11 protein-coding genes and 1 tRNA gene are annotated in these 14,538 nt (G+C 65.9%); all 12 read right to left on the bottom strand.

Translation table 11 applies throughout. From position 1 onward, the window contains the following. Window positions 1–29 precede the first annotated feature (29 nt). The 12 genes from thrB to ACVZTU_RS08095 all read right to left on the bottom strand — a co-directional run bounded on the left by thrB (window position 30) and on the right by ACVZTU_RS08095 (window position 14,415). Window positions 30–932, bottom strand: a complete 903-nt coding sequence (thrB, locus tag ACVZTU_RS08150; protein ID WP_482401694.1) for a homoserine kinase — start codon at window positions 930–932, stop codon at window positions 30–32. Window positions 933–934: 2 nt separating this feature from the next. Continuing rightward, a complete protein-coding gene (thrC, locus tag ACVZTU_RS08145) occupies window positions 935–2,020 on the bottom strand; it encodes a threonine synthase (RefSeq protein WP_172169184.1) in 1,086 nt (361 codons plus the stop codon). Between the two features lie 2 nt (window positions 2,021–2,022). Beyond that, window positions 2,023–3,330 (bottom strand): homoserine dehydrogenase, encoded by a 1,308-nt coding sequence (locus ACVZTU_RS08140; protein ID WP_420095543.1) that lies wholly within the window; start codon window positions 3,328–3,330, stop codon window positions 2,023–2,025. 35 nt (window positions 3,331–3,365) lie between these two features. Beyond that, window positions 3,366–4,805, bottom strand: a complete 1,440-nt coding sequence (gene lysA, locus ACVZTU_RS08135; protein WP_446655671.1) for a diaminopimelate decarboxylase — start codon at window positions 4,803–4,805, stop codon at window positions 3,366–3,368. After that, complete coding sequence (locus ACVZTU_RS08130; RefSeq protein ID WP_420095545.1) at window positions 4,805–5,632, bottom strand: DALR anticodon-binding domain-containing protein; 828 nt, start codon at window positions 5,630–5,632, stop codon at window positions 4,805–4,807. Before ACVZTU_RS08130 ends, lysA begins: the two co-directional genes overlap by 1 nt. 84 nt (window positions 5,633–5,716) lie before the next feature. Then, the gene (locus ACVZTU_RS08125; RefSeq protein ID WP_446655672.1) at window positions 5,717–6,892 is read right to left on the bottom strand and encodes an MFS transporter; all 1,176 of its coding nucleotides are present in this window, start codon (window positions 6,890–6,892) and stop codon (window positions 5,717–5,719) included. Between the two features lie 49 nt (window positions 6,893–6,941). Beyond that, window positions 6,942–9,491, bottom strand: a complete 2,550-nt coding sequence (locus ACVZTU_RS08120) for an ABC transporter permease (protein ID WP_139466970.1) — start codon at window positions 9,489–9,491, stop codon at window positions 6,942–6,944. Then, complete coding sequence (locus tag ACVZTU_RS08115; protein WP_139466969.1) at window positions 9,488–10,261, bottom strand: ABC transporter ATP-binding protein; 774 nt, start codon at window positions 10,259–10,261, stop codon at window positions 9,488–9,490. The genes ACVZTU_RS08120 and ACVZTU_RS08115 overlap by 4 nt, the downstream gene beginning before the upstream one ends. A gap of 122 nt (window positions 10,262–10,383) precedes the next feature. Further along, window positions 10,384–10,459: transfer RNA gene (locus ACVZTU_RS08110), tRNA-Arg, on the bottom strand. Between the two features lie 112 nt (window positions 10,460–10,571). Continuing rightward, window positions 10,572–11,609 carry a M15 family metallopeptidase gene (locus ACVZTU_RS08105; RefSeq protein WP_139466968.1) on the bottom strand — a complete coding sequence of 346 codons (1,038 nt, stop codon included), beginning with the start codon at window positions 11,607–11,609 and terminating at the stop codon, window positions 10,572–10,574. 416 nt (window positions 11,610–12,025) lie between these two features. Next, window positions 12,026–13,087, bottom strand: coding sequence for a hemolysin family protein (locus tag ACVZTU_RS08100; RefSeq protein WP_101545483.1), 1,062 nt, complete (start codon window positions 13,085–13,087; stop codon window positions 12,026–12,028). Continuing rightward, window positions 13,084–14,415: a hemolysin family protein gene (locus ACVZTU_RS08095; RefSeq protein WP_139466966.1), complete on the bottom strand. Its 1,332-nt coding sequence runs from the start codon at window positions 14,413–14,415 to the stop codon at window positions 13,084–13,086. Before ACVZTU_RS08095 ends, ACVZTU_RS08100 begins: the two co-directional genes overlap by 4 nt. Between the last annotated feature and the right edge of the window lie 123 nt (window positions 14,416–14,538).

Here is a 14,538-nt window from a genome sequence, read left to right as displayed (position 1 = left end):
GTTCGGAGACGATCTGGCGAATCGTTTCCTCAGATTTCTCGGCTCACCCGGTAACCACCGAGGTCAATCGCGGTGCGCTGAGCGACGAAGCCTTCCGGCACGAGGGCGTCGGGAACCGCCTCGGCGAGGACGAGCACCGTCGGTCCGGCGCCGGAGACGACGGCCGGGAGACCCTCGGCGCGCAGTGCGTCGACCAGCGCCATCGACTCCGGATAGGCGCCGCGACGGAATTCCTGATGGAGCTGGTCGCGGGTGGCTTCGAAGAGCACCTGGGAGTCATTGCTCATCCCGTGGACGAGCAGGCCCGCCCGAGCCGAATTGTCGGCCGCGATCGCGTGATCGATGCCGGCGGGAATGAGTCCACGGGCGACCTCGGTGTCAAGGCGGAACGAGGGCACGAGCACGGTGACCGCCTCGACGGTGCGCACCGGCACCTGCCACGACTTCACTGGCTCCGACAGAGAGACAGTGAGTCCGCCGAAGATCGCGGGGGCGGCGTTGTCCGGATGCCCCTCGACGGCGGTGGCGATCTCGAGGATCCGGTCCCGGCTCAGCTCGACTCCGGTCGACCAGGCTCCGAGCTCCGCTGCGAGGGCGATGCCGGCCACGACGGCTGCGGCCGAGGAGCCCAGTCCGCGGGAATGAGGGATCCGGTTGTCGCACTCCAGCGACAGACGCGGCCTCAGCTCCGCCGCGACGGCGGGAAACTCCGAGTCGAGCACCTCACCGATGATGCGCATGATCAGGTGCGAGCCGTCCCGGGGCAGCACCTCGGCGCCCTCCCCCGTGACCTCGACGCAGCGGTGAGGATCGACCGCTGCGTCGTGGACGGTGAGGATGAGGGTGTCGACGATGTCGAGGGCCAGCCCGTACGAGTCGTAGCCGGGCCCCAGATTCGCCGAGGTGGCCGGGACCTCGAGTCGGACGCGCACCCTCAGCTGTCCTCGAGTCCCAGGGCGCGTGCGGCGCTGACGGCGTCGACGGAGACCCGCTTGGTCTCGATATCGGACCCGTCGGCGGTGTGCAGGGCCCAGCTGGGGTCCTTGAGTCCGTGACCGGTCACGGTGACCGCGATCGTCGCAGCGGCAGGGACCCGACCGGCGTCGGCCATCTTCAGCAGACCCGCCACCGAGGCGGCCGAACCGGGTTCGACGAAGATGCCCTCTTCGCTGGACAGGATCTTATGGGCGGCGAGGATCTCGTCGTCGGTGACCGAATCGATGAGACCGCCCGAATCGTCACGCGCAGCTTCGGCCTGCGTCCAGCTGGCGGGGTTGCCGATGCGGATGGCGGTCGCCACCGTGTCCGGTTCGTCGACGGGGTGGCCGAGCACCAGCGGTGCGGCACCGGCGGCCTGGAAGCCCCACATCTGAGGCAGCTGCTTGGAGATCCCGTGTTCGCGGTATTCGTTGTAGCCCTTCCAGTACGCCGTGATGTTGCCGGCGTTGCCGACGGGCAGAACATGGATGTCGGGAGCGTCGCCGAGGACGTCGACGACTTCGAAAGCCGCGGTCTTCTGGCCTTCGATGCGATCGGGATTGACCGAGTTGACGAGGTGGACCGGGTAGGACTCCGAGAGCTTGCGGCACAGCGTCAGGCAGTCGTCGAAGTTTCCGTCGACTTCGAGCAGGGTCGCTCCGTGGGCGATGGCCTGGCTCATCTTCCCCGGCGCGATCTTGCCGGTGGGCACGAGCACAGCGCAGGTCAGTCCGGCCTTCGTGGCATAGGCGGCGGCAGAGGCCGAGGTGTTGCCCGTCGAGGCGCAGATGACGGCTTTGGCACCGTGGGCCACAGCCTTGGTGATCGCCATTGTCATACCGCGGTCTTTGAACGACGCAGTCGGATTGAGGCCCTCGTACTTCACCCACACCTGGGCACCGGTGCGTGCGCTGAGCTTCTCCGCCCTGATCAGCGGGGTCCCGCCCTCACCGAGTGTGACGGCAGGAGTGTCAGCAGAGATGTCGAGGAGGCTGCGGTATTCCTCGACGACGCCCTGCCACTGGTGTCTGGGGTAGTTCATAGTCACTGTCCTTCTACGCGGATCACGGATTTGACGGTGTGGACGACAGGCAGATCGACGAGTCGATCGACCGTCTTCTGCAGAGTCGAGTCGGTGTTCGAGTGGGTGGCCAGCACGAGCTTCGCGTGCTGGACGCCGTTGTCGTCGATGTCCCCGATCGTCTGTCGCATCAGTTCGATGGATGCCCCTTCATCGGCGAAGACCTCGGAGACCGCGGCGAGCACACCGGGACGGTCGACCACGTCGAGGGTGATGTGGTACCTGGTCGTGATCGCCGAGATCGGCAGGATCGGGTAGTCCTCGTGGAAGGGGCGTTCGTACTGTCCGCGTCCGCCGAGCACCTTGCGCCTGGCCACGGACACGAGGTCGCCGAGCACGGCGGATGCGGTCGGTGCTCCACCGGCTCCCTGTCCGTAGAACATCAGCTCGCCGGCGGCTTCGGCCTCGATGAACACGGCGTTGAAGGCACCGCGGACGGATGCCAGTGCGTGTCCTCGGTCGAGAAGCGCCGGATAGACGCGCGCCGAGAGACCGGCCCCTGCCGGTGATGAGGCCACACGTTCGCACACGGCGAGGAGTTTGATGACGAAGCCCTGGTCCCGGGCGGTCTCGACCATCTCGGCGGTGACGCCTTCGATGCCTTCGACGTGGACGTCATCGATCGACACGGGTGCATGGAAGGCCAGCGAGGACAGGATCGCAGCCTTCGCCGCCGCATCGTGTCCGCCGATGTCAGCGGTCGGATCGGCCTCTGCGTATCCGAGCCCTTGGGCGGCAGTGAGGGCCTGGTCGAAATCCCAGCCCTCGGAGTCCATCTGGTCGAGGATGTAGTTCGTCGTGCCGTTGACGATGCCCATGATGCGTTCGATTCGGTCCCCGGCCAGCGAATCGCCGACAGGTCGGATGATCGGGATCGCCCCTGCCACCGCCGCTTCGTGCTCGAGGCGCACACCAGCGTCGTCGGCAGCGGACATGAGCTCGCCGTAGCTGGCGGCCAGCAGAGCCTTGTTCGCGGTCACGACCGATGAACCCTGGCGCAGCGCTGCGGTGATGAGCGAGCGGGCGGGTTCGATTCCGCCCATCAGCTCGACGACGATATCGGCTCCGGCGATGGCCGCCTCGGCGTCGGTCGTCAGCAGCTTCTCGTCGATTCCCGGACGGGCCTTGGAAGCATCGCGGACGACGATTGCGCTCAGCTCCAGCGGAGCGCCGATGCGCTCGGCCAGGCCCTCCGCGCGATTCTGGATTCGGGCGGCGACCTCCGTGCCGACGACTCCGCATCCGAGCATGGCAACCTTCAGTGCCTGCATTTCCTCACCTTTTCCGCTCTTGTCTCTCGCACTCATCAGTTCGACGCCACTCCCCCGGCCATTCCCGGGTCCGTGGCGAACATCTGCGTGTGGTCTTCGGGGGTCACGATCCACTCAACTCTATCGGCCTCGACGGCCAGCACGCCCGGCCGGGGCAGATGGTTGTAGTTGTTGGCCAGCGAGCGGCAGTACGCCCCGGTGGTGGGGACCGCGACGAGATCGCCTGCAGTGACGTCTGCGCCCATGTATTCGTCGCGGACGATGATGTCACCGGATTCGCAGTGCTTGCCGACGACCCGCACGATCGCAGGCTCGGCGTTCGAGTTCCGGTTGGCCAAGGTGCACGAATAGTCCGCGTCGTAGAGTGCCGTGCGGATGTTGTCGCTCATTCCCCCGTTGACAGCGACATATGTGCGAGTGCCGCTGTCCGTGCTCACCTGTTTGACGGTGCCGACCTCGTAGAGAGTGAACACCGCCGGGGAGACGATGGCGCGACCGGGTTCGATGGAGATCCTGGGGACGCTCGTGCCCAGGCCCCGGCATTCCTTGGCCACGACGGCGGCGAGCTCTGCGGCCATCTCCGCGACCGGGATCGGCGTGTCCTGGGAGGTGTAGCGGATGCCGAAGCCGCCGCCGAGGTCGACATCGGGCAGGTCGATGCCGTGTTCGCCCATGATCTCGGCTCGGAAGGCGAGTACGCGGGCGGCGGCGACCTGGAATCCGGAGATGTCGAAGATCTGCGAACCGATGTGGGAGTGGAGACCGTCGAGACGCAGATGTTCGGATTCGGCGACCAGCCGAGCGGCCCGGGCGGCGGTGCCGTCGGCGAGCGAGAGCCCGAACTTCTGGTCTTCGTGAGCCGTGGCGATGAAGTCGTGGGTGTGCGCTTCGACGCCGACCGTGACTCGCAGCATGACCGGGGCGACCGTTCCTCTGGCCGCAGCGATGGATTCCAGACGTGCGACCTCATCGAGGCTGTCGACGAAGATCCTGGCCACGCCGTAGTCGAGTGCGTATTCGAGCTCCGCCGTCGATTTGTTGTTTCCGTGCAGCCCGACGCGGTCGCCGGGGACATCGGCGGCGCGGGCGATCATCATCTCGCCCAGGGAGCAGGTGTCGAGGCCGAGCCCGGCCTCATGCACCCAGCGGGCCACAGCTGTGCACAGGAATGCCTTCCCGGCGTAGAACACATCGGCGCCAGCCAGTCCCTTCTCCACGGAGAAGGCGTTGGAGAATGTGCTCAGGTAGGCCTCGGCACGGCTGCGGAAGTCAGCGACGTCCATGACGAGAGTGGGGGTCCCGTAGCGTTCGGCCAGGTCCGTCACGGAATGACCGGCGATCGTGAGCACTCCGTCGTCGGTCTTCGTGACGTTGTCCGACCACAGACTCGGCAGCAGCGCATTGACGTCATCGGGATAGGGCAGCCACACCGGGGCCGGTGTCGCGTGCAGAGTCCCTGCGATATGTGCGGGCATCAGATCCTCTCCGGGGCCGAAGCGCCCAATTGTCGTAGTCCTGCGGCGAGGACGATGATGACGGCTCTCAGAGCGAAGAGCCGGGAGGCATGGGTGACGGTGATGTCCTCGTCGACCGTCGGAGTGACCGGACAGCGGCGGATCCAGTCCTCGACGGCATCGCCGAGGTCGATAAGAGCGTTGACGAACAGATCGTTCTCGCCGAGGCGGCGCGAGCGTTCCAGCGCTGACGGCAGTCCCGCCACGGCATTGAGCATTCGCGTCTCGCTCGGATCCTCGAGTCTCGCCGCATCGACGGCCTCGGACCGGATTCCCGCCCGGTGCGCCCGCCGCTGCTCACGGCAGGCGGCGGCATGGCCGCGCTGCAGGCTATTCACCGCGACCGGGTCGACGTCACGGTCGTGGTCGCCGGCGACGGGCGCCTGTGCCGATTCCCGGTCCGCAGCGACGAGCAGGGTGCGCAGCGGCGACCCGTCCTGTTCCGCTCCCTCGATCGAATCGGTCTCCCCCGCTGCGGTGATGATGTCGTTGAGCACATGTGCTCGGCCAGCGGGAGTGAGGGTCACGTTGACGAAGCCGGGCCCGGCGATGACGGCATCCGCCACCCCGGTCAGGGCATGCAGTTCGGTGCACAGATGCGCGGCGAGCTCGGTCCGCTGCTCGGGTGCAGCGGCGGCGCGCAGCGCCACGGGCGTCGTCCAGTCACCGAGTTCGGAACGGTTCGGAGCCAGGACGTCGATCTGCATGGCGAACCCCGGTGCGACGAGGCCTGCCTCGGCCGTCGCCAAGGCGCGCGCGAGTGCAGTCTGCAAGTCTTCCGGGGTCACTCGAACAGAGTACTCGGGCCCGGACGGCGAGGACGAATCCGATGTCATCTTCGCTCTCATGACGAGACGGAGGCCCGCCGGGCTTCAGATGGCGCCGGGTCGGCAGGCGGCGTGGCTGACGAAGAATTTGACGGCCACCGAGGCGAGCACCACGACGAATGCCGGCCACATGCTGTCGAAGCTCTGGAGGAGAAAGGCGAAGATCAGCGGGCCGGTGGCCGCGAGGAGATACCCTCCGCCCTGGACGAAGCCGGACAGGGAAGCCGCCGCCTCGGCGTTTCGCGCCCGGAGGGTGATGAGTGTCAGAGCGAGTGGGAACGTGGAGATGCCGATGCCCAGCAACACTGTCCACAGCACGGGAGCCGCTGTCGGCAGCAGCCACAGACCCAGGTACCCCACGGCCAGGCTGAGGCAGAAGCCGACGACGATGGGATAGGCCGAGGTCATCTTCTGAGCCAGGGTCGGCAGGACGAATCCGAGGACGAGAGGGATGGCTGTGACCAGCGCGAGCATCGCCCCGCCGAAGGCAGCATCGAACCCGGAGCGGGTGAGCAGACCCGGCAGCCAGGTGAAGAGGATGAAGTTGTTGAACGACGTCAGACCCGTCATCGTCATCAGCGCCCAGGCCCGAGGGCTGCGCAGAAGGCGGGAGAGCTCGCTGCCGCCGACGACGGCGACGGCCACCTCGGCGGCGGGTGCGGGCCTGGCCATGCGGATGACGATCCACACGACCGCACCCAGAGCCGCGAAACCGGCCCAGACGAGCAGTGAGCCTCTCCAACCGACACCGGAGGCGAGGGGAACCGCCACGAGCGGCGGAATGAACGTCCCGAACTGGAGGAGCCCGACGTGCACGGTCGACATGAGGGCCACCCTGTCGGGGAAATACGATTTCACCAGGGGCGGGAGGACGACGTTTCCGATGCCCATTCCCAGCAGGGCCAGCACGCTCAGCGCCAGGAACAGCGACGGCGAATCGATGACCGAGCGGACACCCAGTCCGATCATGACCATCACCATGGCGGCCAAGGTCAGGCCGAGTCCGGAGAAGCGGGCATAGAGCCGCGGGGTGATGAAGCCGCTGATGCCGTAGAGCAGCGGCGGCAGCATGCCGATGACGGCCAGGAACACCGCGCTCAGTTCGATCTCTTCGCCCATGGTGTCGAGCAGAGGCGAGAGCCCGGTGACTCCGGGGCGCAGATTGAAGGCAGCGAAGACGATTCCGAGGACGATCAGAATGCGGATGCGCGCGGAGTTCATGAGCTCTTTCCTATCAGACACCGACGTCCGGTTCGGTGGCCGGGGCCCATCAGAAGTCGAGTTTGAGACCTTCGACCGGTGAGAGTCGGGACGCTCGCCTGGCCGGTGCCAGAGCGGAGAGGATGCCGGCGACGACCGCCACGCCGAGGATGCCGAGGAAGGACGGGGCAGAGAAGTCGACGATGAGGTCGGTGGAGTAGTCGTGGGTGACCAACCGTGTGCCGACGATGCCCAGGGCACCGCCGAGCACGAGTCCCAGCAGTGCAGCCACCGATGAGATGAGCACCGCCTCGAGCGCCAGTAGGGTCCGCAGCTGCGCAAGGCTCAGCCCCAGCGCCCGCATCAGCGCGTTCTCCCGGCGGCGCTCGATGACGGAGAGGCTGACCGTGTTCGAGACGCCGATGAGCGCGATGACCACGGAGACGAACAGCAGAGCCACGGCCCCGGCCAGCATGACATCGATGAGTTCGGAATAGGCGCCCCGGGCGACGGCCGAGCCGCCGACCTCGTCGCTGGAGACGTCGAGCGTCTCGGCCACGGACTGACGGATGCGGGTGATCTCGTCGACGTCGACATCCTCGTCGAGGCGGACGAGCACGGCCGTCGTCGTCGCCGAGATGCCGAGATCGTTGCCGACGTCGGGGGTGGTGAAGAAGGCGAGACTGGAGAGGCCGTCCCTGTGCACGGGCACGCTCATCTCGTTGAGCCCTTTCACCCGCACTGTCGGTGAAGGATAGTCTTCGGGGACTGTGACCCGTCCGGACACGATGTTCGCGGCCGCGTCTCCGAGTACGGTCTCGGCGCTGTCCGGGTCGATGACGAAGATCTCGGGACGGGAGCCTTTGAAGTCTTCGACCGCCTCGGCGCGGTGGGCGATGACCGCGGTGGACACGCCGGGGATCTCGCGCACATCGTCGAGTTGGTCATCATCGACGAGGCCCGACAGCGGCACGGAGATGTCAACGGGATAACGCTGGTCGAGGCCGTGGCTGAGCGTCGCTTTCGTCGACATGCCGCCCACGAGGATCGTCGCCACCAAGGTCACGCCGATGATGAGCGCCGTGGCTGTGGCCGCGGTGCGACGCGGATTGCGCAATGTGTTCAGGGTCGCCAGCTGACCGGGAACGCCCCAAGGGCTGAACAGCACCTCCCCCGTCCATGCGACGACGGGCGGGATGATCTTCGCCGCGCTGATGACCAGCCCCGTGACCACGAGTCCCCCACCCAGCGCTCCGCCGAGGATCCAGAGCTGCGAAGCCGACACCGCATAGACCGAGACGATGACGAGAACCACACCCAGCCCGATGCAGCCGAAACCCACGAGGTGGCGCGGACGAGCGCGGGTGCTCGGCGAGATGGATGCGTCGAAGGGCTGGAGTGCTTCGAGCGGTGTCACAGCGATGGCACTGCGAGCCGGTCGGATGGTGGCCACAATCGTCAGCAGGGCACCGACGACGACACCGCTGACCAGGGCGGAGACGGGAACGGTGAGAGTGTCGTAGGGGAACTCCTGCGGCCAGTAGCGCACCGCTACAGCCATCAGTCCGCGACTGCCGACGACCCCGGTGAGCACACCGAAGATCGACCCGAGCAATCCGACGAAGAGCCCTTCGGCCACGACCGAGCCGTACATCTGCAGGCGGGTGGCGCCGAGGCAGCGCAGCAGAGCGAATTCCCGACGGCGTCCGGCGACGATGACGGAGAAGGTGTTGGAGACGACGAGGATGGCGACGATGACGGAGATTCCGGCGAAGACGAGCAGGAGACCGGTCACGACAGCGTTGCCGCCGGAGAGGCGGTCGGTCTTCGCTTTCACGGCATCGTCCACGGAGAGCGCTTCGAGGCTGCCGCTCAGTTCCGAACCGTCGATGACCCTCTGCAGCTGTGTACGCACAGCCTCTGGGTCCGCGCCGCTCTCGAGGGCGATCTGAATGGCGATGACATCGCCCTGCTGGGCGAAATACTCCTGATAGCCCGATGCTGTCGTCAGCGCTCGAGTGGCGCCGGGCAGGGCCGGATCCTGCCCCATTTCGGCGATGCCCACGACGGAGAAGGTGACGCTGCTCTGACTCGGACCCCGGTAGATCGGCATGTCATCGTTTCCGCTCTCCACTGGCACAGCATCGACGGTGAAGCGAATCTCATCGCCGACTCCGACGTTGAGATCGCTGGCCGTGCGAGTGTCGAGCACGAGGTCCGTCGTCGCTTCCGGTCGCTGACCGGAGACCATATCGAACGTGTCGAGCCGTTCATCGGCGGGCACCGGAGACAGCGCAAAAGAGCTTTCGGAGAATGCGGCACCTCGGCCCGTGGTCACTGTGCGGGCCGACAACGACGCGGTAGCCACCCCGTCGACTTCGGCCAAGGGGCGCAGCAGCGGAGAGGCCTCGTCTCCCCCGACGAAGACGTCTCTGTCCGGGACGACGGTGAGGTCGGCTTTCTCGAAAGAACGGCCGACGGCGTGTTCGAGGCTGTCCTGCAGCGAGGAATTGATGATCAGGGTGGTTGCGACGAATCCGGAAGCCAATGCGATGCCGAGGCCGATTGCGAGGAATCGGGCCCAGTGGATCCGAATCTGCGCGAGGGCGACTGCGATCACAGAGAGCTCAGTTCACTCAGCGCCGTGACCACGCTCTCGCGCGTCGGCTGACGAACTTCACCCGTGGCTCGTCCGTCCTTGAGCAGAACGACCCGGCCGGCGTGCGATGCCGCGACGGGGTCGTGGGTGACCATGATGATCGTCTGCCCGTACAGGGTCGTGGCCCGACCGAGCAGGGACAGGACCTCCGCTCCGGCATGGGAGTCGAGGTTTCCCGTGGGCTCATCGGCGAAGATGACATCCGGTCGCGTCAGCAGAGCCCGGGCCACGGCGACTCTCTGCTGCTGACCGCCGGAGAGCTCGTGCGGACGATGCTGCAGCCGATCGCCGAGTTCGAGGCGTTCGACCACTTCGGCCTTCCACTCGCGATCGATCTTCTTCCGGGCCAGCGAGACCGGCAGTTCGATGTTCTGTTCAGCGCTCAGCGTCGGGACGAGGTTGAAGGCCTGGAAGATGAAGCCGACGCGGTCACGCCGCAGCTGAGTCAGCTGCCGGTCGTTGAGACGGGTGATGTCCTGGCCGCGCATGATGATCGAACCCGAATCGACACGGTCGAGCCCGGCAAGCACATGCATGAACGTCGATTTTCCGGACCCGGAGGGTCCCATGATGGCGGTGAAGCGTCCCGATTCGAAGTCGACGCTGATGTCGTCGAGAGCGTCGACTGCCGTATCACCGCGGCCGAAGCTCTTGCGCAGACCCTGCGCTCGGAGGACGATCTCATCGTCCCCCGCGCCGGTCTGGACGGGCTCTTCAGCAGATTCCGACATCGTATGCCTCACATCGCGGTCCGGGTCTCGTCTCCGACTACCTTAGATCCTGTCTGCACCATCGACCACTCGGACCGCGAATGCAGAACCGCCCACCTCAGAAGTTGAGATGGGCGGTGTCGTGGTGCCCGCGACAGGATTCGAACCTACGACCTTCTGCTCCGGAGGCAGACGCTCTATCCACTGAGCTACGCGGGCAACGGATGCAACTCTATCACCGTTGGGCACCACCTCCCAAAACGGCACCGCGGGCAGTCCTCGAGGACTGCCCGCGGTGCCGTAGGGCTGTGATCAGCGATGTTCGAGCAGATCAGGCACCCTTCATAGCCTTGCGGCCGGGCACGTATTCCCAGTGCCAGAGCTCATAGGAATTGCGCTTGGCCCAGTCCGGATTCTCCCACCCGAACTTCTCGGCGTTGGCGACGAGCCATTCGTACTGCTGGCCGGTTCCGTTCTGCGTTCCCGCGCCGAGGTCCAGTGCCAGGCCCCAACCGTGGTTGGAGGTTCCGGGACGAGCCGCGAAGCCGGGTTTGCGTGCGGCGACGGAGACCTGTGATTCCAGCGAACGGTAGGAGTCGGTGACTGCGAGGTCTTTGCCGGTGTCCTTCTTGAAGGCAGCGTTCATCTTCGCGAACGACACGGCCGCATCGGAGCGCAGCTTGTGATTGCCCACGCCGATCTCGCACAGCCATCCGTCGGGCAGCTCGCCGTTGCTCGCCTCACCCTTCGGGGCTGCTTCGTCACAGCCGGGCAGAACGGTCTTCGTGATCGCGCGAGACGCCGCGTCGACCTTGGTCTGCTTGGCGCTCGGGGCGCCGATGGTCATCGAGGTCTTGTCATCGTCGTCGACCTTGATGTCGGCGGAGACCGATTCGGCGTTGATCGCACGCGGCTGGGACTGTGCAGCCGTGTCGTCGACCTTGACTTCCTGGTTGCCGCTCATGTTGCCGGCGACCATCACGGCAGCGATGGCGGTACCGGTGACCGAGACGGTGGCCAGAGCGGAGAAGGTGGTGACTTGACGGCGGCGGACCGAGCGCAGCAGCGAACCGTCGGAACCGCGGTTGCCGAGCTGAGCCGCGGCCAGCGTCGACGTATGACCCGCAGGGGTCATCGGTCGAGAAGCCTCTTTGGCCATCGCTGCCCGTCGCGGTGAGCCCACTGCTGCGCGGGCCTCGGCGGCCATCGCCGCGCGACGAGGTGAGAGGGCTGCGGATGCGCTGTTCCGCGACTGCGATGTCACGGGATGCGAAGAGTTGATCGTCGAAACCTGCGAAGAGGCGTTCTGCTTCCGCAGATCACGTCGGCGGACCGGCGGCGCCTCGACGGTCGAGAGCTCACTCGACATAGTGCTCCATACTGTTGGTGAAGATTGTGCGGTGGAAGCCCTCTGCCGGGCGCCCGAAAGCTTATGTCACAACACTATAACGACATCGTTACAGAATGTCACCTTCAGTTCATACACAGCGTGTGACCTGGTCATTTCCTGACGATGCATGGTCACAGATCACTACAGGCGCCCTACTCCAGCTGTCCTGAATCACTGTTTCGTTACGAACCGTTACACAGTCGGTCACGTCTGGGACTCCGCGCCGAACGGCACTTCCCACGAGCACAGGCATGGGCTCACGGCCGAACACATGGCCCCGCGCACCGGCACAGCGCCGGGAGCGGACGCGACGCCTCGACGGCGGCCTCCCCGCAATCAGGAGGCCGCCGTCTAGGCGAATGGGTGAGCCGGGCGGATCGGCCGGCGCAGAACGCTCAGCGGCGGAAGTCGAATCGTCCCCGCTGCATCGCGTCCTGGACTTCGCCGACGAGCTCTTCGAGCACGTCTTCGAGGAACAGCAGGCCGAGGACCTGCGCCTGAGAGTCGATGACGCGGGCGACATGGATTCCCGCCTTCTGCATCTGCGCCAGCGCCTCTTCGACCTCGTCATCGGCGGTGACCGTGAACAGGGGGCGGAAGCGCTTGCTCTGCACTGGAGCGTCGAAGGCCTCTTCGGTGTCCGCGTAGAGGACATCCTTGATGTGGAGGTAGTCCTGCGGATACCCGTCGTCACCGACGACGAAGTATCGGGAGAAGCCTGTCTTGCCGACCAAGGTCACAAGCTCGTTCGGGGTCACCTTGTCCGAGATCGTGATGAGTTCGGACATCGGGACCATGATGTCGGACGCAGTCTTGTCGCTGAACTCGATGGCGCCCTTGAGCAGCCCAGTATCATCACTGAGCAGTCCCTCGCGCTTCGACTCGGCCACGATCGATTCGACCTGCTCGATCGTATAGGCCTCATTGACCTCGTCACGGGCCTCGATCTTGAACAGGTGGAGGACCCCATTGGCCAGGCCGTTGAGGGGGCGGATGACGAAACCGAAGACCCGCGCCAGGAACACCAGCGGTGTCGCCAGCAGCATCACGGCCTGGCCGGAGGCGGCAAGCGCCAGGTTCTTCGGCACCATCTCACCGATGACCACGTGCAGGTAGGTGACGACGCCGAGCGCCAGGACGAAGGAGATCGTCGAGGACAGTCCGGCGGGAATGCCCAGGCCCTCGAGGGGACCGGCGAGCAGGTGGTGGATGGCCGGTTCGGCCACATTGCCCAAAAGCAGGGAGCACACGGTGATGCCGAGCTGGCAGATCGCCAGCATCAGTGATACGTGCTCCATCGCATAGAGAGCGGTCTTGGCCGCCGCGGAGCCTTCGGCCGCTCGCGGTTCGATCTGTGATCGCTTGGCAGCGACAATCGCGAATTCGGCGGCGACGAAGAAGGAGTTGCCCAGCAGGAGAACGACCAGCCAGACCAGTCCGAACCAATCGGCGCTCATCGAGTCTCACCTCCGGTTTCGAAAGCCCCTGCGTCGGCGGCGCGCAGCACCACCCGGAGGCGTTCGATGCGTCGTCCGTGCATCCGTTCGACCACGATGCGGGCATCGTCCATGCGGACCTCGTCACCCGGTTCGGGAATCCGCCCGAGCTCCTTGAGGACGAATCCGGCCAGAGTCTCGTAGTCCGAGTCCTCCGGGATCGTGACCCCTATCGTCGACGAGATCTCATCGGGCCGCAGCTGACCGGGCACGATCCAGGAGCCGTCGCGAGCCGGTCGTGCCGCGACGCGCATCCGATCGTGCTCATCGGCGACCTCGCCCACGAGCTCCTCGACGACATCCTCGAGCGTGACCACTCCAGCTGTGCCGCCGAACTCATCGACGACCACAGCCATCTGCAGACCGGTGGCGCGCAGCTCCAAGAGCAGCGGGTCGAGGCGCTGCGTCTCCGGGATCTCACGGACCTCGGTCATCAGCCCTCCTGCGTAGGCGTCGTCGCGGTTGCTCGGAGGCACGGCGAAGGCCTGTTTGACGTGAACGACTCCGACGATGTGGTCCTTGTCCTCGTCAGCCACGGGGAACCGGGAGAATCCGGTGTCCCGAGCCTGTTCGATGATCTGTCGAGCCGTGGTGTCCTTGTCCACCGTGGACATGCGCGTGCGCGGAGTCATCACGTCTTCCGCGGTGCGCTCGGAGAAGCTCAGAGTCCTCTCCAGCAGACCTGCTGTCTGCTCATCGAGCACGCCCTCTTCGGCGGAGTGCCGCACGAGTGAGGTCAGCTCCTCCGGGGAACGCCCCACCGAGCCTTCTTCCTGCGGCTCGATGCCCATCGACATGAGGATCTTGTTCGCCGTACCGTTGAGGACGGCGATGACGGGCTTGAAGACGATCGAGAAGACGTACTGCATCGGTGCGGCGATGCGACCGGTCGCCAGCGGAACAGCGATGGCGAGGTTCTTCGGCACGAGCTCTCCGAAGATCATCGATCCCACGGTGGAGACGATGAGGGCGATGGTCAGCGCCAGCGGGGCCGCGAGGCCGGGGCCGACGCCCCAGGCCTCGAACAGCGGCGCCAGCAGCCTGCCCAAGGACGGTTCCATGAGGTAACCGGTGAGCAGAGTGGTGATCGTGATGCCCACCTGCGCTGCCGAGAGCTGGGTGGACAGGTGGGTCATCGAACGCCGCAGCGTCTTCGCGCCGACGACACCTTCTTCAACCGCTTTATCGGCTGTATGGCGGTCGAGCGTCAGCAGCGAAAATTCGGCTGCGACGAAGACTCCGGTGCCGAGGATGAGCAGCAGCGCGAGGGCGAGGAGTATCCATTCCATCAGTGACTGTCCCCGCCGATCGCTATCTGCTCAGCAGAGCAGTTGAGGTGTGAGACCCTCGCGGGGTGAGGGTCGTCATCTGGGGCGCCGGCTTCCCGCCGGCCGGGACTGTCACTGTGCATG

Source organism: Brevibacterium sp. OS20 (genome assembly GCF_056837565.1).
This window is presented reverse-complemented; position numbering and strand designations above follow the sequence as displayed.